Genomic DNA, 26,461 nt, shown 5'->3' with positions numbered 1-26,461 from the left:
TCATACAGGCAAGAAACCTATCGAGCAGTGAGCCATTTATACGCGACTGTTCGCCCGAGTCCAACACAGTTCTTCCCGGCTTGGTTGACGCGCGATGAGCGAGGCTGTTGATATCGCCGACAACGATAACAAGCCGGGGCAGCGGGTGATGCGAATCTTCGAAAACCTTAACAATTGCGCGATCCCGCGTCGCGCGGCCGTGATCGCGGCACTGGCTTTCGGTGTTGCAGCAATGCCTCTGGCAAGCCTCGCCGCACCCGCCCATGGCATTGCTATGTATGGAGAACCTGCGCTTGAGCCGGGTTTCGCGCATCTGCCCTATGCCGACCCTGACGCGCCCGAGGGCGGCTCGATTCGGCTGGCCGAGCCAGGCGGGTTCGACTCGCTCAAGCCCTGGGTGCTCAAGGGCAACGCGGCCTGGGGCGTGGGTGTGCATGTGGCCGAGTCGTTGATGATCCGCTCGATCGACGAGCCCTTCACGCTTTACGGGCTTCTGGCCGAGACGGTCGAGACCGCCCCGGACCGCGCGTGGGTCGAGTTCACGCTGCGCCCCGAGGCGCGCTTCTCGGACGGCAGCCCGGTGACGGTCGAGGACGTGATGTGGTCCTACGAGACGCTCGGGACCGAGGGCCATCCGCGCTATCACGGCGCCTGGTCGCGCGTCGCCAGCATGGAGCAGACGGGCGAGCGCAGCATCCGCTTTACCTTCTCCGAGATCGACCGCGAGCTGCCCCTGCTAATGGGCCTGCGTCCGATCCTGAAGAAGGCGCAGTGGGAGGGGAAGGACTTTGCCGAGTCGAGCCTCGAGGCGCCGATCGGCTCGGGTGCCTATGTCATCGACCGCGTGGATGCGGGCCGCTCGGTCACCTTCCGCCGCAACCCGGACTACTGGGGCAAGGACCTGCCGGTGACGCAGGGGCTCTACAACTTCGACACGATCCGCTACGACTATTTCGGCGATGCCAACGCCATGTTCGAGGCGTTCAAGGCCGGCGAGGTCACGCTGTGGCGCGAGCTGTCCGCGCAGCGATGGGCAACCGAGTTCGACTTCCCGGCCGCCGCCCGCGGCGAGATCGTGAAGACCGAGATCCCGAACGAGCGCCCCTCGGGGATCATGGGCCTTTTGATGAACACCCGCAACCCGATCTTCGCCGACTGGCGCGTCCGGCAGGCGATGATCGAGATGTTCAACTTCCGCTTCATCAACCAGACCCTGAACGGCGGGGCGGACCCGCGCATCGCCTCGTACTTCTCGAACTCGACGCTCGGCATGGGCGAGGGTGCGGCGACGGGCCGCGTGCGCGAACTGCTCGAGCCCTTCGCGGCCGACCTGCCGCCGGGCACGCTCGAGGGTTACGTCCTGCCCGAGGGGACCGAGCGGGCGATGGACCGCGGCGCCGTCCGCCGGGCGCTGGCGCTGATGGACGAGGCCGGCTGGTGGGTGCAGGACGGGCAGATGCGGAACGCCGATGGCCAGCCCTTCGCCTTCGAGATCCTGCTGAACCAGTCGGGCACCGCCATGCGGACCTCGTCCGAGACGCAGCAGATCGTCAACATCTTCATCGAAGCGCTGCGCCCGCTCGGCGTCACCCCCCGCGTCACGCTGCTGGACAGCGCGCAGTTCATCGAGCGCACGAACAACTACCAGTTCGACATGACCTGGTACGAGCGCGGCCTTTCGCTGTCGCCGGGCAACGAGCAGCGGCTCTACTGGGGCGCGAACGGCGTGACCGAGCCGGGCACGCGCAACTGGATGGGCATGGCCAGCCCGGCCGCCGAGGCGATGATCGACACCATGCTGGCCTCCGAAGAGGCCGAGGACTTCACCGCCGCCGTGCAGGCGCTGGACCGCATCCTGACCGCCGGGCGCTACGTGATCCCGGTCAGCTTCTCGCCGGTCTCGCGCCTCGCACATGCGGCGGATCTGAAATTTCCCGAGGAAACCCCGATCTACGGGGACTGGCCGGGCTTTTTGCCCGAGACCTGGTGGCAGGAGGCGAACTGATGCGGATGTTTTGGGTTACAGTGCTGGCATGCGGCATCTTGGCCGGGTGCAACACCGTCGCTGGTGTGGGTGAAGACGTGACCGGGCTGGCGCGCTGGTTCCAGGGCAGCCTGCCGGCAGGAGGATATTGATGAAGTGGCACCACGTGCAAGAGAACTGGCCGGCTTTCTACGAGGCGATCCTCGACAAGTGGCCCGCGGCCGACGAGGCTGATCTGGACGAGATCGACGGCGACCAGCGCGCCTTCATCGCCTATATCGCCGAGACGACCGGCTCGGACCTGGACGAGGTCCGCGAGGAGCTGCGCGAGTGGCTGATGGGCGAGATACCGTCCGACGTCGTGATGGACCCGCTGCACGACAACCACTCGATCAAGCTCAGCGGCAAGTTCGTGAACGAGGGCGAGGACGAGTATTCGGACGACGCCAGCTTCGGCGACGACGAGCGCGAGGGCGAGTAGCCCGTCCCGGCGCATGGACCTGCGAGCGGGTCCATGCGCCGGCGCCCCCGCGCCGCAATGCGGCCGCGCGGGTGACGCCGCGGGTTGTGCAGCCGGGGCGCATCTGCCACAGGACGTGCAGGCATCCCCCAATCTCTGCGCCCCATGCATCAGACCGTGAAAATCGCCATCGGCAGCATCGTGATCGGGCTGCTCGTCCTCGGTCTGAAGTCGCTCGCCTGGTGGCTGACCGGCTCGGTCGCGCTGCTGTCGGACGCGCTGGAGAGCACGGTCAACGTCGCCACCGCGATCGCCGCCCTCGTCGCCATCCGCATCGCGCAGCGTCCGGCCGACCAAGGCCATCCCTACGGCCATCACAAGGCCGAGTTCTTCAGCGCCGTCCTCGAGGGCGTCCTGATCATCGTCGCCGCTCTCCTCATCCTGAACGAGGCATGGCGGGCCTTCCAGTCACCCCGCGCCATCGAGCAGGCCGGCCTCGGCCTGGCGATCAACGCGGCGGCGGGCGCGGTCAACGCCTTCTGGTGCCTCGTGCTGCTGCGCCAGGGCCGGCGCCTGCGCTCGCCGGCGCTGGTGGCGGATGGCAAGCATCTGGCGACGGATGTGATCTCGTCGGCCGGGGTGCTGATCGGCGTCGGGCTGGCGACGGCGACCGGCTGGCTGTTCCTCGATCCGATCCTCGCCATGCTGGTCGGCGTCAACATCCTCTGGTCCGGCTGGAAGGTGATGACCGCCTCGCTCTCGGGCCTGATGGACGAGGCCGTGCCGACCGCGACGCTCAGGGACATCCGCGAGATCATCTCGGGCAGCGGCGACGGCGCGCTCGAGGCGCATGACCTGCGGACGCGCCATGCGGGCCGCGTGACCTTCATCGACTTCCACCTCGTCGTGCCCGGCGAGACGACCGTGGCCGACGCCCATGACATCTGCGACCGGATCGAGGCCTCGCTGAAGACCCGCCTGCCCGAGGCGCAGATCACCATCCATGTCGAACCCGAGCACAAGGCCAAGCATTCGGGCGTCCTCGTCATCTAGCGCGGCGCGGCGGGGGGTCCGGGGGGCGCAGCGCCCCCGGCTCTGCGCGGGACGCAATCGACCACGGTGACGCGCTGACTCAGGCCGCCAGCCGCACCCAGACCGGGACGTGATCGCTCGGCTTCTCGCCCGCCCGCGTGTCGCGATCGACGCCGGCATCCACCATCAGGTCGGCCGCCTGCGGGGACAGCAGCAGATGATCGATGCGGATGCCGTTGTCGCGCTGCCACGAGTTCGCCTGGTAGTCCCAGAAGGTAAAGGGCCCCCGCGTCGCGTGAGGGTCGCGGATGCGGATGGCGTCGGTCCAGCCTTGGTTCACGATGGCGCGGAAGGCCGCGCGGCTCTGCGGCAGGAACAGCGCGTCTTCGGTCCAGGCCTCGGGCCTGGCCGCGTCGCGCGGCTCGGGGATGATGTTGTAGTCGCCCAGCATGACGACCGGCATCTCGGCCGCCAGCAGCTCGGCCGCGCGCGCCCGCAGGCGCTCCATCCAGGCTAGCTTGTAGTCGTATTTCGGACCCGGCGCCGGGTTGCCGTTCGGCAGGTAGAGGCCCGCGACGCGCACCGCGAAGCTGCCGACCACCGTCGCCTCGATATAGCGGGCCTGCTCGTCCGTCTCGTCGCCCGGCAGGCCGCACGTGATGTCCTCCAGCGGCAGGCGCGACAGGATCGCGACGCCGTTGAAGCCCTTCTGGCCATGCGTCTCGACCCGCCAGCCCATGTCCTCGAAATGCTCGCGCGGGAAGGTCTCGTCCACGGACTTGATTTCCTGCAGCACCACGATGTCCGTGTCGGTCGAGGTTAGCCAGGCGCTCAGCGCCTCGATCCGCGCCTTGACGCCGTTGATGTTGAAGCTTGCGATTTTCATGGCGGCATCCTGCGGCGGCGGGCGTGGATTGGCAACATGGCACGAAAAAGGGGCGCCGCGGCGCCCCCGGATCGGCCGGCTGAGGCGGCGCTCAGCTCTCGTCGGCCACCTGCCGGCGCGCTTCGTCCATCAGGCGCGACATCTGCGCCCGGATCTCGGCGGCGTCGGCATGGCCGGCCAGGTCCGCCTCGACCTTGCGGAAGACGTCCTCCTCGCCCGGCTCCTCGAAATCCGAGGTCACGACGCTCATCGCGTAGGCGCGGGCCTCGTCGCCGGTCTTGCCCAGCTTTTCGGCCGCCCATTCGCCCAGCAGGCGGTTGCGGCGCGCCTCGGCCTTGAAGCGCAGATCGGCGTCATGGGCGAACTTCGCCTCGTAGGCGCGCTCGCGGTCGTCGAACGTGGACATCGTCCCCTCCTGTCAATCCGTTGGCTTCGGGTATGCCACCGCGCGGGCAGGCCTCGCAAGCCTCGACTTGCCCCCGGAGGGTGATCCGGGATAAAGCGCCACTTTGGGGACATGCGAAAGGTGGGGTAGCCCATGGCACCGCGGCGCAAGAAGGTTTACGAAGGCAAGGCGAAGATCCTTTACGAAGGCACCGAGCCGGGCACGCTGATCCAGTACTTCAAGGACGACGCCACCGCCTTCAACGCGCAGAAGCGGGCCACGATCGAGGGCAAGGGCGTCCTGAACAACCGCCTGTCCGAGTTCTTCATGAACGGCCTGACGAACATTGGCGTTCCCAACCACTTCATCCGCCGGATCAACATGCGCGAGCAGCTGATCCGCCAGGTCGAGATCATCCCGCTGGAGGTGATCGTGCGCAACTTCGCCGCCGGCTCGCTCTCCAAGCGCCTCGGGCTGGAGGAAGGGTCCGCCCTGCCCCGTCCCATCGTCGAATACAGCTTCAAGAACGACGAGCTGGGCGATCCGATGGTCTCCGAGGAATACATCATCGCCTTCGGTTGGGCGACGCAGCAGGACCTGGACGACATCGTGTCGCTGGCACTGCGCGTGAACGACTTCCTGTCGGGCGTCTTCTACGGCGCCGGGATCAAGCTGATCGACTTCAAGATCGAGATCGGCCGGGTCTGGGACAACGACTTCATGCGCCTGATCGTCGCCGACGAGATCAGCCCCGACAGCTGCCGCCTCTGGGACGTGAAGACCGGCCAGAAGCTGGACAAGGACGTGTTCCGCCGCGATCTGGGCAGCCTGACCGACGCCTATACCGAGGTCGCGCGCCGGCTCGGCCTGATGCCGGCCAACACAACCAGCCTCAAACCGACCGCGATCAACTAAGGAAGCCGCCATGAAAGCACGCGTCACCATCATGCTGAAGGACGGCGTTCTGGACCCGCAGGGCGAGGCGATCCGCAGCGCCCTCGGGGGTCTCGGCCATTCCGGCGTCACCGGCGTCCGGCAGGGCAAGCTGGTCGAGCTGGACCTGGACTCCACCGACGCCGAGGCGGCGCGTGCCGAGGTCGCCCGCATGTGCGAGGGGCTGCTGGCCAATACCGTGATCGAGAAATACTCGATCGAGATTGCCTGATCCCTGATCTGACGTAGCGGCAACCTGCGCTTATCGGCAGGTTGCCCCGTCCACCCCGTTGCAAATCCGGCAGACTTATCGCCCAATGTCGCGATGATGATGAACGCTGCCGCCACCACGCCCTCTGCCCCGGTCATCGAGATCCGCGACCTCCACAAGGCCTACGGCCCGCTGGAGGTGCTGAAGGGCGTTTCCATGACCGCGCCGCGCGGCCACGTGATCAGCCTGATCGGCTCGTCCGGCTCGGGCAAGTCCACGCTGCTGCGCTGCTGCAACCTGCTGGAGAACAGCCAGGGCGGCGAGATCCTCTTCGAGGGCGAGCCGGTGCGCTGGAAGGGCACGGGCGCCGCGCGGGTGCCGGCCGACCGGGCGCAGGTGACGCGGATGCGCACGAACCTGTCGATGGTGTTCCAGCAGTTCAACCTGTGGTCCCACATGACGGTGCTGCAGAACGTGATGGAGGCGCCGGTCACGGTCCTCAAGCACGACCGCGCCGCCGTCGAGGACCGCGCCCGTGCCCTGCTGGCCAAGGTCGGCATCGGCGACAAGGCGGACGCCTGGCCCGCACAGCTGTCGGGCGGCCAGCAGCAGCGCGCCGCCATCGCCCGCGCGCTCTGCATGGAGCCGAAGGCGCTTCTTTTCGACGAACCGACCAGCGCGCTCGATCCCGAGCTGCAGCAGGAGGTCGTCAAGGTCATCAAGGACCTGGCCGGCGAGCACCGGACCATGATCCTCGTCACCCATGACATGCGGCTGGCCGCCGATGTCAGCGATCACGTCGTGTTCCTGCACCAGGGCGTGATCTGCGAAGAAGGCCCGCCATCGCAGCTGTTCGGAGCGCCGCAGACGGATCGCCTGCGCGGCTTCCTCAGCGCGACGATGGCCGATTAAGAAAACCAACAGGAGAGACGCATGAAGACGCTGACGCTTGCCGCCGCCGCCCTTGCCGTGACCGCTGGTCTGGCCTCGGCCCAGCAGACCATCCGCATGGGCACCGAGGGCGCCTACCCTCCGTACAACTTCATCGACGACGCCTCGGGCCAGGTCACCGGCTTCGAGATCGAGCTGGGAAATGCCCTGTGCGAGCGCGCCGGCCTGACCTGCACCTGGGTCCGCAACGATTGGGATTCGATCATCCCGAACCTCGTGTCGGGCAATTACGACACGATCATGGCCGGCATGAACATCAACGAGGAGCGCCAGCAGGTCATCCAGTTCACCCAGCCCTATACGCCCGCCATGCCCTCGGCCTATGCGGCGCTGTCGGCGGATGTGGACGTGGAAGGCGGCATCGTCGCCGCGCAGACGAACACCATCCAGGCGGGCCATGTTGCCGAGACCGGCGCCACGCTGCTGGAATTCCCGAACCCCGACCAGACCGTCGCCGCCGTCCGCAACGGCGAGGCTGACGCGGTCTTCGCCGACAAGGACTTCCTCGCCCCCATCGTCGAGGAATCGGGCGGCGAGCTGGTCTGGGTCGAAGGCTTCGACACCGTCCCCCTGGGCGAGGGCATCGGCATGGGCCTGCGCCAGTCCGACACCGAGCTGCGCGAGCAGTTCGACACGGCCATCACCGCGATGAAGGAGGACGGCAGCCTGAACGAGCTGATCGTCAAGTGGTTCGGCGAGGACGCGCTGACCTTCGAGTGATATGATCCCACTGCCGCCGCCGCACCTGCGGCGGTGGCCTTCAGGGCAAGCGCATGTTCTCCTACTGCTCCGATCCGTCCCAGCTCGAGGGGCTCGTCTGGCTGTCGTGCTATCTCACGACCGGCACCCACATGCTGTTCTATGCCAGCTTCGGGACGGTGCTGCTGCTTCTGGCGATCACCGCGCCGCTGGCGCTGCTGCTGGGCTATGGCGGGGCGATGGCCTCGCGGTCGGGCTTCGCGCCGCTGCGCTGGCTGGGCAAGACCTACACCTCGATGGTGCGGGGCATCCCGGACATCCTGTTCTTCCTCTTCGTGCCGATCGCGCTGGACCAGGCCTTCGAATGGGTCCGCCACCAGGTCCTCTGCGACAGCAGCCAGCCGGTGCGGCAGGGCAACGACTTCGTCGTCTGCGCCGCGGCCAAGCTGCCGCTGAACTCGGCGGCGGACTGGGTGCACAACGCCTATGGCCTGTTCCTCGCCATCATCGCCTTCTCGGTCGTCTTCGGCGCCTTCGCAGCCAACGTCCTCTACGGCGCGATGCAGGCCGTGCCCCGCGCTCAGCTTGAAACCGCCGAGGCCTATGGCATGAACCCCCGCCAGGTCACGCGCCGCGTCCTTGTCCCGCAGATGTGGGTCTACGCATTGCCGGGCCTGTCGAACCTGTGGATGATCCTCATCAAGGCGACGCCGCTGCTGTTCATCCTGGGGGTCGAGGACATCGTCTACTGGGCGCGCGAGTTGGGCGGCTCGAAGACCAGCGCCTTCGCCTATCCCCATCCCGACTGGCGGCTCTACTACTTCCTGGCGCTCTTGGTCTTCTACCTTCTGATGACCGCGATCTCGGAACGCGTGCTCGGCCGCGTCACCGCACGCCTGTCGCGCGGGCAGGCGACCCTCGGCGGCGAGGCGCAGCGCAAGGCGGTTCCGGCATGAGCTGCCTGCAGACAATCCAGGACTACGGCCTGCGCGCCATCGGCTATGGCGAGCGCATCCTGCCGCGCGAGGGCTACGACCTCTGCCAGCAGTTCACGCTGATCGGCTCGGGCCTGATCTGGAACCTCTACTTTGCCGTCCTTGCGCTGAGCATCGGCTTCTTCATCGCGACCGCGGTGGCACTTGCCAAGGCCAGCGGGAACCCGTGGCTGCGCCAGCCTGCCGACTGGTTCATCTTCCTGTTCCGCGGCTCGCCGCTCTTCATCCAGTTCTTCATCGCCTACGAGGCGCTGGTCCTCTTGCCCCGCGCCGGGATCGACATCCTCGGCATCACCGTCCAGACCAGCTGGCTGACCCGGGCCTGGGCGGGGGCGCTGATCGTCCTGATCCTGAACACCGCCGCCTATTCCGCCAACATCTTCCACGGTGCGCTGATGGCGGTGCCCCGCGGCGACGTGGAGGCCGCCGACGCCTACGGCATGACCGGCTGGACACGCTTCCGCCGCGTGATCTGGCCCTCGATGCTGCGCCTCGCCTGGCCGTCCTACACGAACGAGGCGATCTTCCTCTTCCACGCCACCACGCTGGTCTTCTTCTCGGGCTTCCCGGCCTTCCAGCAGCAGGGCGACGCGCTCTACTACGCGCGCTTCTTCGCGGACCGGACCTTCAACCCGTTCGTCGCCTACCCCATTGCCGCAGCTTATTTTATCGCCGCCACCTTGGCTTTGATCTGGGCTTTTGGCAGGGTGAACCGGCGGCTGAACCGGCACCTGCCGGGCGCGGCCAAGCGCATCCGCTACAGGCCCCTCTTGCTGAGATGAGACGATGAACTGGCTCAAGGAGCACCCCGAGGTCAAGACGATCCGCGTCGCCGCCGCCGACCTGAACGGCGTCGCGCGCGGCAAGCGGATCCCGGCGCGCTATGCCGGCAAGCTGCTGGAGGAAGGGACCAAGTTCCCTTATTCCGTGCTGAACCTCGACATCTGGGGCGAGGATGTCGAGGACAGCCCGCTGGTCTTCGAGAGCGGCGATCCCGACGGACTTCTTCTGCCGACCGAGCGGGGCTTCCTGCCCATGCCTTGGCTCGACGCCGCCCCGACCGCGCTGCTACCCCTGTGGATGTTCCACCCGGACGGCCGGCCATATGAGGGCGATCCCCGCCAGGCGCTGGCCCGCGTCGCCGACCGCTACAAGCAGGCCGGACTGACCCCGGTCGTCGCGACCGAGCTGGAGTTCTTCCTGATCGACGACAGCGGCCGCACCCTGCGCGTGCCGCCCTCGCCCCGCTCGGGCAAGCGGCGCACCGGGGGCGAGGTCCTCAGCCTGCGCGCGCTCGACGCCTTCGACCAGTTCTTCACAACCCTCTATGACGCCTGCGAGGGGATGGACATCCCCGCCGACACCGCCATTTCCGAGGCCGGGCCGGGCCAGTTCGAGATCAACCTGATGCACCAGGCCGATCCCCTGAAGGCGGCCGACGACACCTGGCTCTTCAAGATGCTGGTCAAGGGCATCGCCCGTTCCTACGGCTTCGCCGCCAGCTTCATGGCCAAGCCCTACGAGGCCTTCTCGGGCAACGGCATGCACATGCATTTCTCGATCCTGACCGAGGACGGGCGCAACATCTTCGACGATGGCGGCGAGTTGGGCACCCCCGCCCTGCGCCAAGCCGTCGCCGGCTGCCTGCGCGCCATGCCCGGCTCGACGCTCCTCTTCGCGCCGCACGAGAACAGCTACGACCGCCTCGTGCCCAACGCCCACGCGCCGACCGGCATCGGTTGGGCCTACGAGAACCGCACGGCGGCGATCCGCATCCCCTCCGGCCCGCCCCGCTCGCGCCGGATCGAGCATCGCGTGGCCGGCGGCGACGTGAACCCCTACCTCACCATCGCCGCGATCCTCGGCGCCGCCCTCGACGGCATCCAGGACGGGCTCGAGCCGCCCCCCGCCTTCAAGGGCAACGCCTACGACCAGAACCTCGCGCAGCTCCCCGGAGACTGGGGCGCCGCCATCGAGGCCTTCGACGCCTGCCCCCAGATCCGCCGCATCTTCCCCGAGCACCTGGTCGACAACTACCTGATGACCAAGCGGCAGGAGCTGCACTACATGGCCGAGCTGTCCGACGAGGAGACGGTGGAGCTGTATCTCGATACGGTTTAGGGTAGCGCGCACTCGGAGACTAGCATTCCGCGAAGGTCGCTTCCTTCGCGAGGGACATGTCGGCTTTCGCCTTCCTCCGGCGATCCTCGACGAGCGGCCCAGCATCGGAAAGACGCGCTGGACGAGGTGTCTCGACGATCTCGATGGAACGACAAACACCGTTAACGACGCAACAAGCGAAGCAGCGCGCTTCGCGGTTGTCGGCTGCCAGTTCGACTGGCCGGGCGCCCACTCCGGACGTGGCCTGGAGCACAACATGACGCGGCTGGTCGGCAACCCCTTCACCATCAACGAGCTTGATTAGTCTGCCCGCGCCTAATCCAACGGCGCAGAAGCGGAGCAGCGTTTGACGGCAGACCACGCGTTGATGACAAGCGCGGTCTTAACGGGATTAGCCACGGCCTGCGCGACTAATCTGATGTAAACCGTCAAAGACGACAACTTCAACTCGGGGATGTAGTGGACGTGGTTTTTGCCAATATTCACAACCATTACCAGCATCAAGAAAACTTCAATGAGCAGGTTTGCTGATGTGGCCTTCGCCGGCTTGATGTATGATTAACCTGTTCACAACCGTCGCCCGAAGTGCATTCAGTTAGTATTGGAGAGTTCAGATGTTGCCGACAGAATTGAAGGCGGCGGAATATGACAGGTGATAAAAGTCCAGCAGATAAGCCACGCGTACTCCTAGTTGATCCTGCCGTTTTTACAGGTCCCTATGATGCAGCTCTCACAGGCGGCCTGCAGGAATCAGGAATATCGGCTGCCTGGGCAACTCGAAGCAACAAGGCAGAATTGTTGAACGAGATCCCGACCGATGTGGTTTATCCGATCTACTATCCGGGTATCGAGCAGTCTGCGAAGCAGGCCGGTTTTCCGGTCAAGATAAGGAAGGGCCTGTCACACGTTGCCTCGACACAACGTCTGATCCGTCTTTGCCGACGTGAAATGTTTAACGTGCTCCACTTTCAATGGCTCGTTCTCTCTGTGGTGGATCTGTTGGCAATCAAGAAGATCCGGTCGCGGATGCCGATTGTCCTGACGGTGCACGACTCGACCCCCTTCAACGGGAATCCCACGTCGAGAGCGCAAAGATACGGCTACAAGACGGCGCTGAATGCGGTTGATCACCTCATCGTGCATACGAGACGGGCAAAAGATGCGCTTGTTGCGGATGGAGTGCCCAGCAAGGATATTACTGTCATTCCGCACGGACCGTTGCCTTTGCCAGCACAAACGAACGTCAGATCATTTCCGCATAAGAGTTCCAGATGGACCTATGTGCTGTTCGGCCGTCTCCAAGATTATAAAGGACTGGATACGCTAGTAGATGCGCTCGCGACCATGGATCCAATTCAACGCGCTCGATTCCGTGTGATTGTTGCCGGCGAGCCTTTCATGGATACGGATGCATTGCGAGCGAGAGCAGAACACCTGGGCGTCGCAGATACTCTGGAATGGCGGACGAAGCGGCTGAGCCATCAGGAAATGGCGGAGCTTTTCGAAGAAGCGGACAGCTTTATCTTTCCCTACAAGAAGATCGATGCAAGCGGTGTTTATTATACAGTCAAGGGATACAAGAAGTGGATCATCGCCTCAGACCTTGGGGCATTCAGCGATGAGATTTCAGATGACGTCGGCGCGCTCTTTCCCGCAGGCGATCAAGCAGCACTCGCCAAGCAACTTGCAGATGGCGTCGGCCGAAAGCCTGCCGGCGATGCAGGCGTCGGGAGTTCGTGGAGTGAAATCGGCAAGATGCACGCCAATCTCTATCGCGACCTCCTGCAGCGCCGAGCGGCCGAAGGCCAGAGTGCTTGACGTTCTGCAATTAATCCCTTGCCGTCATCTGGCCGCCGCCTCGACGCGCGGCCAGAGCCGCCACAGCGTCACTGCCCGCGCCGTGTTCAGCAGCATCAGCGCCGACCAGAGGCCGTGATTGCCCATCACGGGCGGCAGGATCAGGACGGCCAGGACGAAGATCGCGACGGACTGGATCATCGCGTTGCGCATCTCGCGGGTGAGGGTGGCGCCGATGAAGATGCCGTCCAGCATCCAGGCGGCGACCGAGATCAGCGGCGCGATGGCGAGCCAGGGCAGGTAGAGCCTCGCCTCGGCCCGCACCTCCGGCGACGTCGTCAGCAGGTCGATGACCGGCCCGCCGGCCAGCAGGAAGGCCGCGCCGAGCAGCAGCGCGCCGCCGAGGCCCCAGCCCGAGGTCAGCCGCGCGGCCCGCCGCAGCGCCTGCGGCTGCCGGCCGCCGACCGCCTGGCCGACGAGGCTCTCGGCGGCGAAGGCGAAGCCGTCCAGCGCGAAGGCGGTCAGCGCCAGGAACTGCAGCAGCACCTGGTTGGCGGCCAGCGGCACGTCCCCCTGCCCCGCCGCCAGGAAGAGGAAGCTGGTCATGCAGCCCTGCAGCAGGACCGAGCGGATCATGATGTCGCTGTTCACCCGCCAGAGCCGCGCCAGCTTGTCCGAGGCCATCAGCCCGGCCGCCCGCAGCCCCCGCGCCAGCAGGTGCCGCGCCAGCCACAGCCCAAGCGCCAGACCCGCCAGCTCGGCGGCCAGCGTTGCCCAGGCCACGCCGGCAACCCCCAGCCCGAGGCCGAGGACGAACCACAGGTCCAGCGCCACGTTCAGGCCGTTCTGCAGCAGTTGCAGGCCCAGCACCGCCCGCGTCCGCTCGACCGCGATCAGCCAGCCGGTCAGCGCATAGAGGCCGATCGTCGCCGGCGCCCCCCAAATGCGAATCGCCAGATAGTCGCGCGCCAGCGTCTCCACCCCCTCCGAGGCGGGGGCGAGCTGGAAGGCGGCCCGGATGACCGGCACCTGAAGCACGATCAACGCAAGGCCCGCCAGCGCCGCGATGCCCAGCGCGCGGATCAGGTGGCCGCCGACCTCGGCCGGATCGCCGGCGCCATGCGCCTGCGCGACAAGGCCGGACGTGCCCATCCGCAGGAAGCCGAAGACCCAGTAGACCGAGGTCAGGATGACCGCGCCGATGCCGACGGCACCGATGGCCTCGGGCTGGCCCAGCTGGCCGACCACCCCGGTATCGACCAGTCCCAGGATCGGGACCGTCAGGTTCGACAGGACGATGGGGATCGCGATGTTCAGGACCCTGCGATGGGTCAGGGCCGTCACGGCTGCGGCATCAGGAAATGCCCGGTGGCCTGCGCGATCAGCCGCGCGCGGTTGTCCTGCCATGCCTCGACATGCACGCTGGCATAGCGCCGCCCCGAGCGGACGACCCGCGCCCGCGCGTAGGCGTCCCGCGGCAGGCCCGAGCGCAGGTAGTCCACGGTGAAGTCGATTGTCTTGGGCAGCCGCGGCAGGCTGCCCTCCACGGCGGCGTCGGGCGCGATGCGGCCCGATTCCAGGTCCTCCCACATGGCGGTCCAGGCCAGCTCGATGATCGCCGTCACCTCGAGGAAGGCGGCGGTGACGCCGCCATGGATCGCGGGCAGCAGCGGGTTGCCGATCAGCTTCTCGTCGAAGGGCAGGATCGCGGTCAGCTCGTCCCCGCGGCGGTCGAAGCGAATGCCGAGCCAGGTCATGTAGGGCACGCCCGAGACGAGGGCGTTCAGCGCCGAGTCCCGGCGTGACTTGATCTGGTGCAAGGGCTCGTTGCGGTCGGCCATCTCAGCGCTCCGCGGTGAAGGCGCCGGTGGCGGCGGCAACGGGGTTCTCGCCATCCTCGTCCAGCGCGACGGCGCGCAAGAAGGCGACCGAGCGGGTCATGTGGTAGCACTCGGCCCGTGCCGTGATCCGCTGGCCCGGCGTGGCCGAGCGCATGTAGTCGATCCGAAGATCGATCGTCGCGGTGGATCGCGGCTGCGTCGGATGGGCCAGGACGGCAGCGCCGCAGCAGGTGTCCATCAGCGCCGAGACGACGCCGCCATGAATCACCCCGCTGCGCGGATCGCCCACCAGATGCGGCGCCCAAGGCATCGAGATGACGGCCCGCCCCGCGCCGATCTCGTCGATCCGCATCCCCAAGGCGCGCGCATGGGGAATGGCCTCGATGAACTGCTGCGCGATGCGCGCCTGGTCGGCCGCGCTCGGTGCTTCGGCGGCGCCCTCGCCTGTCTCGGTCATGCCCGTCTCCGCAGCTGTGGCTGGTCCACACTTAGCGCCGCCGGCGCGCCAGTCTCAACCCCCGACGCCCCCGCCGCGACATTCGGTTGAGAAAAGCGGCGGTTACCCTTACCTTGACGTCAGGAGAGCACGGAGAGGACGGTGAATGCCGGATAGCCAGCAGATCAGCTTCAAGGACATGTGCGCGCGCTTCGACGTGACGCCGCGCACCCTGCGCTACTACGAGTATATTGAGCTGCTGACGCCCCGCAAGGAAGGCCGCTCCCGCTTCTACGGCCCGCGCGAGATCGCGCGAATGACGCTGATCCTGCGCGGCCGCCGCTTCGGTTTCTCGCTCGAGGAGATCCGGCAATGGCTGCAGATCTACGACAAGCAGGGCTCGCGCGAGCAGTACCAGGTCTGGATCGACATGGCGGGGCGCCAGCTTGCGGTGCTCGACCAGCAAATCGCCGATCTGCAGGCGGCGCGCTCGGACCTGGCGCAGCTGCGCGACACCACTCTGGCCGAGCTAAAGTCCATGTCCTGAACCCGCGCCCTGACGCGACGGCGGCCCCGGCGTGACGCCGCGTCTTGCTTACGTTCACGTCAACTTGGCCTATATTCAGGGGCAAGGACGGACCGCCGGGATCGAGGAGGAGAGAGGCAGACCAATGTCCGACGAGCTGATGACCATCCGCCAGATGTGCGAGGCGTTCGACGTCACCCCGCGCACGCTTCGCTTCTACGAGGCGCGCGAGCTGATATTCCCCGAACGCCGCGGTCAGCATCGCCTCTACGACCGGCGCGACCGGGCGAGGCTGATCCTGATCCTGCGCGGCAAGCGGTTTGGCTTCAGCCTCGAGCAGATCCGCCAGCTGCTGGAGCTCTACGAGCCGGGCAGCGGCAACCGCGCCCAGATCGCCGCCACCATCGCCATCGCGCGCGACCGGCTGGACGACATGGAGCGGCAATATGCGGAGCTGCGCGAGGCCATCGTCGAACTGAAGTCCCAGCTGACCGACGCCGAGACCCGCCTGGCCGCCGTGCCCGATGACGCCACCCTTGAACAGCCGACAGGATAAGCCATGCCGATCTATGAGCCCCCGATCCGCGACTTGCAATTCGTGCTGCACGACGTCTTGAACCTGCCCGCAACCGGTCTGCCCGGCCACGAGGATCTCGACCGCGACTTCACCGAGGCCGTGCTGGAGGCCGCCGGCAAGCTGGCCGCCGAGGTCCTGGCCCCGCTGAACCGCGTCGGCGACAGCCAGGGCTGCCGGCTGGAAAACGGCGTCGTCCGCACGCCGGACGGCTTCGGCGCCGCCTTCGCACAGGTGAAGGAGGGCGGCTGGACCGCGCTCGACTGCGACCCCGAATATGGCGGGCAAGGCATGCCCTACGTGATCGGCGTCGCGACGGGCGAGCTGTTCGTGTCGGCGAACATGGCCTTCAACATGTACCAGGGCCTGACGCACGGCGCCTATTCGGCGATCCACGCCCATGGCACGGACGCGCAGAAGCGCACCTATCTGCCGAAGATGGTCAGCTGCGACTGGACCGGCACGATGAACCTGACCGAGCCGCATTGCGGCACCGACCTCGGCCTGCTGCGCACCAAGGCAGAGCCGCAGGAGGACGGCAGCTACCTGATCACGGGCCAGAAGATCTTCATCTCGGCCGGCGATCACGACATGGCCGAGAACGTCATCCACCTCGTGCTGGCCAAGGCCCCGGGCGGGGGCGAGGGCACCAAGGGCATCAGCCTCTTCATCGTGCCGAAGTTCCTGGTGAACGAGGACGGCTCGCTCGGCGCCCGCAACGGCGTTTCCGTCGGCGCGCTCGAGCACAAGATGGGCATCCACGGCAACGCGACCTGCGTGATGAACTACGACGGCGCGAAGGGCTGGCTGCTCGGCGATCTGCACAAGGGCATGCGCGCGATGTTCACAATGATGAACGAGGCGCGGCTCGGCGTGGGCCTGCAGGGCTATGCCTGCGCGGTGCCGGCCTACCAGAACGCCGCCGCCTATGCCCGCGACCGCCTGCAGGGCCGGTCGGTCACCGGCGTGTCCAACCCGAACGGCGCGGCCGATCCGCTGATCGTCCATCCCGACATCCGGCGCAGCCTGATGGACCAGCGCTCCTTCCTCGAGGGTGCGCGGGCGCTCGCCCTCTGGGGCGCGCATCTCATCGACCGCAGCCACCTCGCGGACGACGCGGACGCCGAAGGGCTGGTCTCGCTGCTGACGCCGGTCATCAAGGGCTTCCTCACGGACAAGGGCTTCGACACGACGGTCCTCGCGCAGCAGGTCCTCGGCGGGCACGGCTATGTCGAGGAATGGGGCATGAGCCAGTTCGTCCGCGACGCCCGGATCACGATGATCTACGAAGGCGCGAACGGCGTGCAGGCCCTCGACCTCGTCGGGCGCAAGCTGGCCCAGGACGGCGGCAAGCATGTCATGGCCTTCTTCGAGATGATCAAGTCCTTCTGCAAGGAGCAGTCCGCGAACGAGGCCGTCGCGGCCGACTACATCGAGCCGCTGAAAGCCGCCTCCAAGGACCTGCAGGCCGCCGCCATGTTCTTCATGGAGCGCGGGATGAAGTCGCCGAACGACGCGCTGGCCGGCTCCTACGACTTCATGCACCTCTTCGGGCATGTGACGCTGGGCTACATGTGGGCCCGGATGGCCGTCGCGGCGCAGGCGGCTCAGGCCGCCGGAACGGGCGACGCGGCCTTTCTGAAGACCAAGCTGGCGACGGCGCGCTACTACATGACGCGGCAGCTGCCGATGACGGCGACGCATCTCGCGCGCATCCGCTCGGGCGCCGAGCCGGTGATGGCGCTGGAAGCGGAAGCGTTCTGACCAGGGCGCGCCTGCCCTGTGCCTTTGCCTGTGGCAGGCGCCGGAGCCTCCGGCGGGGATATTTAAGTGAAGAAGAAGGGCATTCCCGGCCCGGCCACGGGCCATCGGCATCAGTGCGGCCGAGCCGGGAACTTCTCCTTCAGCGGTCATCGGCTTCCCAGCCTGTACCGCATCCCCGACCATAAAAGCGAATGGTTGAAGAAGGGTTAATCCCCTTCTTCTTCATAAAAATATCCCGCGGGGGGTCCGGGGGGCGCGAAGCCCCCCGGTCACCGCCCCAAGCGCCGCGGCGCGACACAGGAGGAACCATGACCGACGCATTCATCTACGACGCCGCCCGCACGCCGCGGGGCAAGGGCCGCACGGACGGCAGCCTGCACGAGGTGACCTCGCTCGCCCTCTCCGCCCGGCTGCTGAACGCGGTCAAGGCGCGCAACAACCTGGAAGGGCCGGGCGTCGAGGACGTGATCTGGGGCAATGTCACCCAAGTCAAGGAGCAGGGCGGCTGCCTTGCCCGCTCGGCCGTGCTGGCCTCGGATCTCGACCAATCGATCCCGGGCCTCTCGATCAACCGTTTCTGCGCCAGCGGGATGGAGGCGGTGAACCTCGCCGCCAACCAGGTCAAGGCGGGGGCGGGCGCAGGCTACATCGCCGGCGGCGTCGAGATGATGAGCCGCGTGCCCATGGGCAGCGACGGCGCCGCCATCGCCGTCGATCCGGGCCTCGCGATGAAGTCCTATTTTGTCCCGCAGGGCATCAGCGCCGACATCATCGCGACCGAATACGGCTTTTCCCGCAAGGAGGCCGATGCCCTCGCGCTGGAAAGCCAGAAGCGCGCGGCGCAGGCTTGGCAGGAAGGCCGCTTCGCAAAATCGATCGTGCCGGTGCTGGACCAGAACGGGCTGACCATCCTCGATCGCGACGAATACATGCGGCCCGGCACCACGGCCGAGGATCTGGCGAAGCTCAAGCCCGCCTTCAAGGAGATGGGCGAGATGATGCCCGGCTTCGACAAGGTGGCGATGCTGAAATACCCCCACCTGGATCACATCGGCCATATCCACCATGCCGGCAACTCGTCGGGCATCGTGGACGGCGCCGCCGCCGTGCTGATCGGCAACGAGGAGTTCGGCCTCGCCCATGGCCTGAAGCCCCGCGCCCGCATCCGTGCCACGGCGAAAATCGGCACCGATCCCACCATCATGCTGACCGGCCCGGTCCCCGTGACCGAGAAGATCCTGCGCGAGGCGGGCATGTCCATCGGGGACATCGACCTCTTCGAGGTGAACGAGGCCTTCGCCTCGGTCGTGCTGCGCTTCATGCAGGCCTTCCAGGTCGATCCCGGCAAGGTCAACGTCAATGGCGGCGCCATCGCCATGGGCCATCCGCTCGGTGCGACCGGCGCGATCATCATCGGCACGCTGCTCGACGAGCTGGAGCGGCAGGACAAGACGATGGGCCTCGCGACGCTCTGCATCGCGTCCGGCATGGGCGCCGCCACCATCATTGAGCGCGTGTAAGGGAGGAGAGCGACATGACCGATTTCACCATGAGCCGCGGTGACGACGGGGTTGCCGTCATCACCTGGGACGTGCCCGGCAAGTCGATGAACGTGCTGTCGATGGACGGCGCGCAAGAGCTGAACGATCTGATCGACCAGGCGCTGGCCGACGAGGCCGTAAAGGGCATCGTCATCACCAGCGGCAAGAAGGACTTCGCCGCCGGAATGGACCTCAACGTCATCGCCGGGATGAAGGATCGCGGCGGCGCGCAGGCGGTCTTCGACGGCGTGATGACGCTGCACCAGCTCCTGCGCAAGATCGAGCTGGCCGGGATGGACCCCAAGACCAAGAAGGGCGGCAAGCCCATCGCGGCCGCCCTGCCCGGCACCGCGCTCGGCATCGGGCTGGAGCTGCCGCTGGCGACGCACCGCATCTTTGCCGCCGACAATCCCAAGGCCAAGATCGGCCTGCCCGAGATCATGGTCGGCATCTTCCCCGGCGCCGGTGGCACGACGCGTCTCGTCCGCAAGCTGGGCGCGATGGTCGCCGCGCCCTTCCTGCTGGAGGGCAAGCTGAACGAGCCGAAGAAGGCCAAGGCCGCCGGCATCGTCGACGAGGTGGTGGAAGACCCGCTGGCCGCCGCCAAGGCCTGGGTGCTGGAGGCGAAGGAGGCCGACCTGGTCAAGCCTTGGGACGCCAAGGGCTACAAGATGCCCGGTGGCGAGCCGTTCCATCCGGCGGGCTTCATGACCTTCGTCGGTGCCAGTGCGATGGTGCATGGCAAGACGCTCGGCGTCTATCCGGCCGCCAAGGCGCTGCTGTCGGCGGTCTATGAGGGCGCGCAGGTGCCCTTCGACCAGGCGCTGAAGATCGAGGCGCGCTGGTTCACCAATGTCCTGATGAACCCCTCCTCGGGTGCGATGATCCGCAGCCTCTTCATCAACAAAGAGGCGCTGGAGAAGGGCGCGAACCGTCCCGAGGCGCCCGATCAGTCGGTGAAGAAGGTCGGCATCCTCGGCGCCGGGATGATGGGTGCGGGCATCGCCTATGTCAGCGCCATGGCCGGGATCGAGGTCGTGCTGATCGACGCCGCGCAGGACAGCGCCGACCGGGGCAAGGCCTATTCCGAGGGGCTGCTGGACAAGGCGATCAGCCGCAAGAAGTCCACCCCCGAGAAGAAGGCCGAGGTGCTGGGCCGCATCACCCCCACCACCGACTACGCCGCCCTGGAAGGCTGCGACCTGATCGTGGAAGCGGTCTTCGAGGACCCTTCCGTCAAGGCCGAGGTCACGAAAAAGGCCGAGGCGGTGATCCCGCAGGACGCGATCTTCGCGACCAATACCTCGACCCTGCCGATTAGCGAGCTGGCGAAGGCCAGCGCCCGGCCGCAGCAGTTCATCGGCATCCACTTCTTCAGCCCTGTGGACAAGATGCTGCTGGTCGAGATCATCAAGGGCCGCGAGACGGGCGACATCGCCGTCGCCAAGGCGCTGGATTTCGTGCGCCAGATCCGCAAGACCCCCATCGTGGTGAACGACGAGCGGTTCTTCTACGCCAACCGCTGCATCATCCCCTACATCAACGAGGGCATCCGTCTGGTCGCGGAAGGCGTCAACCCGACGCTGATCGAGAACGCGGCCAAGATGATGGGCATGCCCCTCGGGCCGTTGCAGCTGGTGGACGAGACCTCGATCGACCTCGGGGTGAAGATCGCCAAGGCCACCAAAGCGGCGATGGGCGAGGCCTATCCTGACGGCGCGGTGGACGAGGTTCTGTTCTGGATGGCCGATCAGGGCCGCATGGGCCGCAAGGCCAAGGCGGGCTTCTACGCCTATGGCGAGGACGGCAAGCGGCAGGGCTTCTGGGACGGGCTCAAGGCGCAATATCCGCGCGCCGAGGACCAGCCCGAGCTGACCGAGATCCAGCACCGGCTGATGTTCGTGCAGGCGCTGGAGGCCGTGCGGGCCTTCGAGGCAGGCGTCTTGGAGGACATCCGCGAGGGCGACGTGGGCGCCATCCTGGGCTGGGGTTTCGCGCCTTGGACCGGCGGCCCCTTTGGTTGGCTCGACATGCTGGGCGCCGAACGCGCGGTTGCGATCTGCGAGGACCTGACCGCCCGCCACGGCGCGCGCTTCGAGGCGCCGAAGCTGCTGCGCGAGTTGGCAGCCAGCGGTGCGCGCTTCTACGACCGCTACGGGGACGGCAAGCGCGCCGCCTGACCTGTTGCGGATCGGCCGAGACCTGTGACATGTCTGCAAGGGGGCGAAACTTTCGCCCCCTTTTCCCGTTGATGCGGCACAGGCTTTTTCTATTCTGCCGGCGCCGCCGGAAGCTGCGACAGAGGGACAACATGAGTGACGACACCCGCCGGCGCGCCGAGGCTCTGCGCGAGGAGATCGAGGCCGTGACCTCTGCGATCCCGAGCACGCCCGAACAGATCGAGCCCGAGCTGAAGGCCGACGACCCCGCCCAGGCCGCCGAGATCCGCCGCCGCATGGCCGAGATCGACCTCAAGGATTCGAACTCTATACTGCGCTTCGGCACCCGCGCGCAGGCCGACCTTCAGCAGATCAGCCAGCAGATGCTGGCCGATGTGAAGGCCAAGGATGTCGGCCCGGCCGGCGACAGCCTGCGGCAGGTCGTGACGACCATCCGCGGCTTCTCGACCTCCGAGCTGGACATGCGGCGCCAGCGCAGCTGGTGGGAGAAGCTGCTGGGCCGCTCGGCGCCCTTCGCCAAGTTCGTCGCGAACTACGAGCAGGTGCAGACCCAGATCGACCGCATCACGGTCGAGCTGGAGAGCCATGAGCAGAAGCTGCTCAAGGACATCAAGGCGCTGGACATCCTCTACGACCGTACGCTGGCCTTCTATGACGAGCTGGCGCTCTACATCGCCGCCGGCACCGAGAAGCTGCGCGAGCTGGACGGTGAGGTGCTGCCGGCGCGCGAGGCCGCGCTGTCCTCGGCCGCGGACCAGGTGATCGAGGCGCAGGAGTTGCGCGACCTCAGGACGCTGCGCGACGATCTGGAGCGGCGGGTCCATGACCTGAAGCTGACGCGGCAGGTCACGATGCAGAGCCTGCCGTCGATCCGGCTGGTGCAGGAGAACGACAAGTCGCTGGTCACCAAGATCAACTCGACCCTCGTGAACACCGTCCCCCTGTGGGAGACACAGCTGGCGCAGGCCGTGACCATCCAGCGCAGCGCCGAGGCCGCGCGGGCCGTGCGCGAGGCGGGCGATCTGACGAACGAGCTGCTGACCCGCAACGCCGACAACCTGCGCCAGGCCAATGCCCAGATTCGCACTGAGACCGAGCGGGGCGTCTTCGACATCCAGGCCGTGAAGTCGGCCAATGCCCAGCTGATCGCCACGATTGAGGACAGCCTGCGCATCGCGGACGAAGGCCGCGCCCGCCGCGCCGCCGCCGAGGCCGAGCTGCAGCGGATGGAGAGCGATCTGCGCGATGCGCTCGCCGCGGCCAGCGCCCGCCGGCAGGTGACCGGCCCGGGCGGCACGCCATGATCCGCAGGCGCGACGGCCGGACCGCCGGGCGGCCCATGGCCGCCCTTGCGCTGGCGGGCCTTCTGCTCGCGGCCTGCGAGGCGGGGCCGACCGCGCCCACGTCCGAGGCGCCGCGGCCCCAGCCCCGGCCCGAAGCTGCCATCGGCGAGTCCGCCGAGCAGGCGCGCATCCGCGCCGAGCGGGCCGAGCGCAACCGCGCCGCCAATGCCGCCGCCGTCCAGGCCTCGGCCGCGGCCAGCCCCGCCAGCCGGACGCAGCGCGACTACTACGCCCGGATGGAGGCGCGCCTTCTGGCGCAGGGCCGTCTGCGCACCGACCGCGTGCCGCTGGACGCGCCGATCGATCCCGAGACGCTGGCCCAGAACTTCGTGCAGATCGCCCTGCGAGACGAATACCGCCGCGACAACGGCGCGCTGGTCGCCGACGCCCAGCCCGCGCCGCTGCGCCGGTGGGACCGCCCCGTGCGGATGCAGCTGGAATTCGGCGCCTCTGCCGATGTGGCCGCGCAGCGGGCCGTGCGGGCCGAGGTCGCCGATTTCGCCGGCCGCCTCGCCTCGGCCAGCGGCCACCCGGTGACGCTGACCGGCGACGGGGGCAACTTCGTCATCATGGTGGTGACCGAGGACGAGCGGCGCGCGATGGCCCCGCGCCTCGCCCAGCTGGTCCCCGGCATCCCGGCCAGCGATCTGGCGGTGCTAACCGACCTGCCCCCGGCCATCGCCTGCACCGTCTTCGCCTATTCCGAAGGCGCCAACCCCGTCTATGCCCGCGCCGTGGCCGTGATCCGCGCCGAGCTGCCGCGCCTCTTGCGGAACTCCTGCATCCACGAGGAGCTGGCGCAGGGGATGGGCCTTGCCAATGACAGCCCGGCCGCACGGCCGTCGATCTTCAACGACGACGAGGAATTCGCGCTGCTCACGCGCCATGACGAGCTGCTGCTGCGCATCCTCTACGACCGGCGCCTGCGCCCCGGCATGTCCGAGGCCGAGGCCCTGCCCATCGTCCGCCGCATCGCCGCCGAGCTTCTGGCCGCCCCTGCCTGAGGCTCTGGTCGCGCTAACGGCTTTGCGCTAATCCTGCCGGCAAACAGGCCGAAGGGAAGGAAGCCGGGATGATCCTCTGCACGGGCGAATCGCTGATCGACATGGTGCCGCAGGACGGCGCCTTCCGCCCCCTGCCCGGCGGGGCGGTCTACAACACCGCCATCGCCCTCGGCCGGCTCGGCGCACGCGTGGGCTATCTCTGGCCGGTCAGCCGCGATCCCTTCGGCGAGCAGCTCCTGCGCCCCCTGGCCGAGGCCGGCGTGGACGCCGCCCTCTGCCCCCGCACCGACCGCCTGACGACGCTGGCGATGGTGACGCTAGAGAACGGGGACGCGCGCTACTTCTTCTACGACGAGGGCTCGGCCGGACGCCGTTTCGCGCCTTCCGACATCCCGGCCCTGCCCGCCGAGGTGCAGGCGATCTTCGCCGGCGGCATCAGCCTGGTTCCCGATCCCTGCGGCGCGACGGTCGAGGGCTTCATCCGCGACCACCACGCCCGCCTGCCGGTGATGCTGGACCCGAACATCCGCCCCTTCTTCATCGCCGATGCCGAAGCCTATCGCGCCCGGCTGGAGCGCCTGATCCCGCAGGCGGCCATCGTGAAGCTGTCCGGCGACGATCTGGACTGGCTCTACCCGGACACGGCTCCCGCCGAGGCCGCGCGCCGGATCCTTGCCCAAGGCGCGAAGCTGGTCCTGCTGACGGGCGGCGCGGCCGGCGCCACTGGCTACTGGTCCGGCGCGAAGGTCACCGCCCCAGCCGTCCGCACCGAGGTCGCCGACACCATCGGCGCAGGCGACACGTTCAACGCGGGCGTCCTTGCCAGCCTTCAGGCGCAGGGGATCCTGTCACACGAGGGCCTTGCGGCCCTGACGCCCGGTTACCTCCAAGCGGCGCTGACGCTTGGCGCGCAGGCGGCGGCGATCACCGTCTCGCGTCCCGGCGCCAACCCGCCCTGGTCGCATGAGATGCCGAAGTAAGATCGGGGAGAGCCCGAGAGGGACGCGGCCCCTCCCGGCGGGGGGCTGCGGGGGGCTGGCCCCCCGCCCTATCGCGGGACGCGATCAGTCCGCCGGGTGCCACCCACTAGGACGCCGGTCGTCCGGATCTTCGTCCTCCTCCGCACGCTCGGCGCCGGTGAAGGCCTCGAACGCGCCCTTCTGCCGGGCCGTCCAGCGCAGGCGCAGGTGCAGCCCGTCCTCGCCGGCCTCCTCGGCCTCGACGACGCCCGCCTCGTGCAGCCAGGCGCGCGCACGTCCGTCGGCGAAGTCCAGCATCAGCTCCTCGGCGACGCGCTCCTCGTCCAGCGCCTCGCCCAGGGTCCGGTCGATGGCGGCGATCAGGTCCTCGAGCCCCTCGCCCGACAGCGCGCTGACCGCCTGCACGCCTTCGGTGCGCGCATCCGTGCGGCGCAGCGCGGCGCGGGTGTCGGGGCCGAGCGCGTCGATCTTGTTCCAGACCTCGATGGCCGCCACGTCCTCGTCCACCCCCAAGCTGTCGAGGATCTCGGCGACATCCGCCGCCTGCTCCTCGGTCTCGGGATGGCTGATGTCGCGCACATGCAGGATCAGGTCGGCCTCCAGCACCTCTTCCAGCGTGGCGCGGAAGGCCGCGACCAGCTCGGTCGGCAGGTCCGAGATGAAGCCCACCGTGTCCGACAGGATGATCTTGCGCCCCGCCCCGCCGCCGCCCGCATCCGGCAGGCGGATCGCGCGCATCGTCGGGTCCAGCGTGGCGAACAGCATGTCCTTGGCGAAGACCTCGGCCCCGGTCATGCGGTTGAAGAGGGTCGACTTGCCGGCGTTGGTGTAGCCGACCAGCGCGACGATCGGATAGGGCACCTTGGCCCGCGCGGCGCGGTGCAGCGTGCGGGTCTTCACGACCCGCTCCAGCTGGCGGCGCAGGCGGGTCATCTGCTCGTCGATGGCGCGGCGGTCGGCCTCGATCTGCGTCTCGCCGGGGCCGCCGACGAAGCCGAGCCCGCCCCGCTGCCGCTCGAGGTGGGTCCAGGCGCGGACCAGCCGCGTGCGCTGGTAGGACAGCGCCGCCAGCTCGACCTGCAGCACGCCCTCGCGCGTGCGGGCGCGGTCGGCGAAGATCTCGAGGATCAGCCCGGTTCGGTCCAGAAGCTTGACGCCCCATTCCTTTTCCAGGTTGCGCTGCTGGACCGGCGTCACAGGGCCGTCGACCAGCACCAGCTCGACCTCCTCGGCCTCGAGCCGCTGCTTGATCTCGGCCAGCTTGCCCTTGCCGAAGAGCTTGCCCGGGTTCGGCTCGCGCAGGTTCGTCACCTCCGAGCCGACCATCTCGATCCCCGGCAGCGCCAGGGCCAGCGCGACCGCCTCGGCCAGCGCATGTTCGGGCTCGCGCCGCTGCGTGCGGGCGCGGCCGAGGTCAGGATGGATGACGTAGGCGCGGGTGGGCTTGGCTTCGGTATCCGTCAGCTCGGCCAATCAGTCCTCGCCTTCGTAAAGATTGATGGGTTGGCCGGGCATGATCGTGCTGATCGCGTGCTTGTAGACCAGCTGCGACTGCCCGTCGCGGCGCAGAAGGACGCAGAAATTGTCGAACCAGGTGATGACGCCTTGCAGCTTGACCCCGTTGATCAGAAAGATCGTCACCGGAACCTTCGCCTTGCGGACATGGTTCAGGAACGCGTCCTGCAGGTTCTGCTTGTCGCCAGCCATTGTTCTTGTCCGTTCTTCACTGTCCCCGTCAACTCAACTTCTAAGAGGTTGTTCCAAGGCACGCAAGCGCGCCGCCGGCAGCGACTGCGGCATGTTTGCAACGGTTTCAGC

The 26,461-nt window shown here is 67.6% G+C and carries 26 protein-coding genes; 19 read left to right on the top strand and 7 right to left on the bottom strand.

The window, feature by feature from the left end; genetic code table 11:
* Nucleotides 1–148 precede the first annotated feature (148 nt).
* From BLP73_RS01820 to BLP73_RS01810, 3 genes are all read left to right on the top strand, one after another.
* Entirely contained in the window at nt 149–2,005 is a 1,857-nt protein-coding gene (locus BLP73_RS01820; RefSeq protein WP_090740056.1) for an extracellular solute-binding protein, read from the top strand.
* Nucleotides 2,006–2,135: 130 nt separating this feature from the next.
* Nucleotides 2,136–2,465, top strand: coding sequence for a hypothetical protein (locus BLP73_RS01815; protein ID WP_090739797.1), 330 nt, complete (start codon nt 2,136–2,138; stop codon nt 2,463–2,465).
* A 144-nt stretch (nt 2,466–2,609) separates the two neighbouring features.
* Nucleotides 2,610–3,497 carry a cation diffusion facilitator family transporter gene (locus BLP73_RS01810; protein ID WP_090739796.1) on the top strand — a complete coding sequence of 296 codons (888 nt, stop codon included), beginning with the start codon at nt 2,610–2,612 and terminating at the stop codon, nt 3,495–3,497.
* A gap of 79 nt (nt 3,498–3,576) precedes the next feature.
* Here BLP73_RS01810 and xth read toward each other — a convergent pair whose 3' ends face one another.
* Nucleotides 3,577–4,362: an exodeoxyribonuclease III gene (gene xth / locus BLP73_RS01805; protein WP_090739795.1), complete on the bottom strand. Its 786-nt coding sequence runs from the start codon at nt 4,360–4,362 to the stop codon at nt 3,577–3,579.
* A gap of 91 nt (nt 4,363–4,453) precedes the next feature.
* Nucleotides 4,454–4,768, bottom strand: a complete 315-nt coding sequence (locus BLP73_RS01800) for a DUF1476 domain-containing protein (RefSeq protein ID WP_090739794.1) — start codon at nt 4,766–4,768, stop codon at nt 4,454–4,456.
* 132 nt (nt 4,769–4,900) lie between these two features.
* On the opposite strand from BLP73_RS01800, the gene purC reads away from it, so the two are divergent.
* The 8 genes from purC (at nt 4,901) to BLP73_RS01760 (ending at nt 12,475) form a co-directional block, all read left to right on the top strand.
* The gene (gene purC, locus BLP73_RS01795) at nt 4,901–5,662 is read left to right on the top strand and encodes a phosphoribosylaminoimidazolesuccinocarboxamide synthase (RefSeq protein WP_090739793.1); all 762 of its coding nucleotides are present in this window, start codon (nt 4,901–4,903) and stop codon (nt 5,660–5,662) included.
* 10 nt (nt 5,663–5,672) lie between these two features.
* Entirely contained in the window at nt 5,673–5,912 is a 240-nt protein-coding gene (gene purS / locus BLP73_RS01790; protein WP_090739792.1) for a phosphoribosylformylglycinamidine synthase subunit PurS, read from the top strand.
* 93 nt (nt 5,913–6,005) lie between these two features.
* A complete protein-coding gene (locus BLP73_RS01785) occupies nt 6,006–6,803 on the top strand; it encodes an ABC transporter ATP-binding protein (protein WP_090739791.1) in 798 nt (265 codons plus the stop codon).
* A gap of 21 nt (nt 6,804–6,824) precedes the next feature.
* Nucleotides 6,825–7,562: a transporter substrate-binding domain-containing protein gene (locus tag BLP73_RS01780; RefSeq protein WP_090739790.1), complete on the top strand. Its 738-nt coding sequence runs from the start codon at nt 6,825–6,827 to the stop codon at nt 7,560–7,562.
* A 53-nt stretch (nt 7,563–7,615) separates the two neighbouring features.
* Nucleotides 7,616–8,497: an ABC transporter permease gene (locus BLP73_RS01775; protein WP_090739789.1), complete on the top strand. Its 882-nt coding sequence runs from the start codon at nt 7,616–7,618 to the stop codon at nt 8,495–8,497.
* Nucleotides 8,494–9,318, top strand: a complete 825-nt coding sequence (locus BLP73_RS01770) for an ABC transporter permease (RefSeq protein WP_090739788.1) — start codon at nt 8,494–8,496, stop codon at nt 9,316–9,318. Before BLP73_RS01775 ends, BLP73_RS01770 begins: the two co-directional genes overlap by 4 nt.
* 4 nt (nt 9,319–9,322) lie before the next feature.
* Complete coding sequence (locus tag BLP73_RS01765; protein ID WP_090739787.1) at nt 9,323–10,657, top strand: glutamine synthetase family protein; 1,335 nt, start codon at nt 9,323–9,325, stop codon at nt 10,655–10,657.
* A gap of 645 nt (nt 10,658–11,302) precedes the next feature.
* Complete coding sequence (locus BLP73_RS01760; protein WP_090739786.1) at nt 11,303–12,475, top strand: glycosyltransferase; 1,173 nt, start codon at nt 11,303–11,305, stop codon at nt 12,473–12,475.
* A 24-nt stretch (nt 12,476–12,499) separates the two neighbouring features.
* Here BLP73_RS01760 and BLP73_RS01755 read toward each other — a convergent pair whose 3' ends face one another.
* Genes BLP73_RS01755 through BLP73_RS01745 form a run of 3 tightly spaced genes read right to left on the bottom strand, consistent with a single transcriptional unit; the run spans nt 12,500 to nt 14,752 of the window.
* Nucleotides 12,500–13,861, bottom strand: a complete 1,362-nt coding sequence (locus tag BLP73_RS01755) for an MATE family efflux transporter (RefSeq protein ID WP_090739785.1) — start codon at nt 13,859–13,861, stop codon at nt 12,500–12,502.
* Nucleotides 13,795–14,295 carry a PaaI family thioesterase gene (locus tag BLP73_RS01750; RefSeq protein WP_090739784.1) on the bottom strand — a complete coding sequence of 167 codons (501 nt, stop codon included), beginning with the start codon at nt 14,293–14,295 and terminating at the stop codon, nt 13,795–13,797. The genes BLP73_RS01755 and BLP73_RS01750 overlap by 67 nt, the downstream gene beginning before the upstream one ends.
* A 1-nt stretch (nt 14,296) precedes the next feature.
* A complete protein-coding gene (locus tag BLP73_RS01745; protein ID WP_090739783.1) occupies nt 14,297–14,752 on the bottom strand; it encodes a PaaI family thioesterase in 456 nt (151 codons plus the stop codon).
* A gap of 145 nt (nt 14,753–14,897) precedes the next feature.
* Between BLP73_RS01745 and BLP73_RS01740 the strand changes: the two genes are divergently transcribed.
* The 8 genes from BLP73_RS01740 to BLP73_RS01705 all read left to right on the top strand — a co-directional run bounded on the left by BLP73_RS01740 (nt 14,898) and on the right by BLP73_RS01705 (nt 24,643).
* Nucleotides 14,898–15,278 carry a MerR family transcriptional regulator gene (locus BLP73_RS01740; protein WP_090739782.1) on the top strand — a complete coding sequence of 127 codons (381 nt, stop codon included), beginning with the start codon at nt 14,898–14,900 and terminating at the stop codon, nt 15,276–15,278.
* 124 nt (nt 15,279–15,402) lie between these two features.
* A complete protein-coding gene (locus tag BLP73_RS01735; protein WP_090739781.1) occupies nt 15,403–15,813 on the top strand; it encodes a MerR family transcriptional regulator in 411 nt (136 codons plus the stop codon).
* A 3-nt stretch (nt 15,814–15,816) separates the two neighbouring features.
* The gene (locus BLP73_RS01730; protein ID WP_090739780.1) at nt 15,817–17,595 is read left to right on the top strand and encodes an acyl-CoA dehydrogenase C-terminal domain-containing protein; all 1,779 of its coding nucleotides are present in this window, start codon (nt 15,817–15,819) and stop codon (nt 17,593–17,595) included.
* A 308-nt stretch (nt 17,596–17,903) separates the two neighbouring features.
* Nucleotides 17,904–19,115: an acetyl-CoA C-acetyltransferase gene (locus BLP73_RS01725; protein ID WP_090739779.1), complete on the top strand. Its 1,212-nt coding sequence runs from the start codon at nt 17,904–17,906 to the stop codon at nt 19,113–19,115.
* A gap of 14 nt (nt 19,116–19,129) precedes the next feature.
* The gene (locus BLP73_RS01720; RefSeq protein WP_090739778.1) at nt 19,130–21,316 is read left to right on the top strand and encodes a 3-hydroxyacyl-CoA dehydrogenase NAD-binding domain-containing protein; all 2,187 of its coding nucleotides are present in this window, start codon (nt 19,130–19,132) and stop codon (nt 21,314–21,316) included.
* Between the two features lie 131 nt (nt 21,317–21,447).
* Entirely contained in the window at nt 21,448–22,620 is a 1,173-nt protein-coding gene (locus BLP73_RS01715; protein WP_090739777.1) for a toxic anion resistance protein, read from the top strand.
* Nucleotides 22,617–23,663 (top strand): DUF2927 domain-containing protein, encoded by a 1,047-nt coding sequence (locus BLP73_RS01710; protein ID WP_245686500.1) that lies wholly within the window; start codon nt 22,617–22,619, stop codon nt 23,661–23,663. Before BLP73_RS01715 ends, BLP73_RS01710 begins: the two co-directional genes overlap by 4 nt.
* Nucleotides 23,664–23,731: 68 nt before the next feature.
* Nucleotides 23,732–24,643: a carbohydrate kinase family protein gene (locus BLP73_RS01705; protein WP_090739776.1), complete on the top strand. Its 912-nt coding sequence runs from the start codon at nt 23,732–23,734 to the stop codon at nt 24,641–24,643.
* A gap of 84 nt (nt 24,644–24,727) precedes the next feature.
* Here the strand turns inward: BLP73_RS01705 and hflX are convergent, their stop codons facing one another.
* Nucleotides 24,728–26,116, bottom strand: a complete 1,389-nt coding sequence (hflX, locus tag BLP73_RS01700; RefSeq protein ID WP_090739775.1) for a GTPase HflX — start codon at nt 26,114–26,116, stop codon at nt 24,728–24,730.
* Nucleotides 26,117–26,350 carry an RNA chaperone Hfq gene (hfq, locus tag BLP73_RS01695; protein WP_090739774.1) on the bottom strand — a complete coding sequence of 78 codons (234 nt, stop codon included), beginning with the start codon at nt 26,348–26,350 and terminating at the stop codon, nt 26,117–26,119.
* Nucleotides 26,351–26,461: the final 111 nt, after the last annotated feature.

It is taken from the genome of Paracoccus tibetensis, from assembly GCF_900102505.1.
In the GTDB taxonomy this organism is placed as follows: Bacteria; Pseudomonadota; Alphaproteobacteria; order Rhodobacterales; family Rhodobacteraceae; genus Paracoccus; species Paracoccus tibetensis.
The sequence above is the reverse complement of the archived record's forward strand: the minus strand, read 5'-3'. Positions and strand labels throughout refer to the sequence as shown.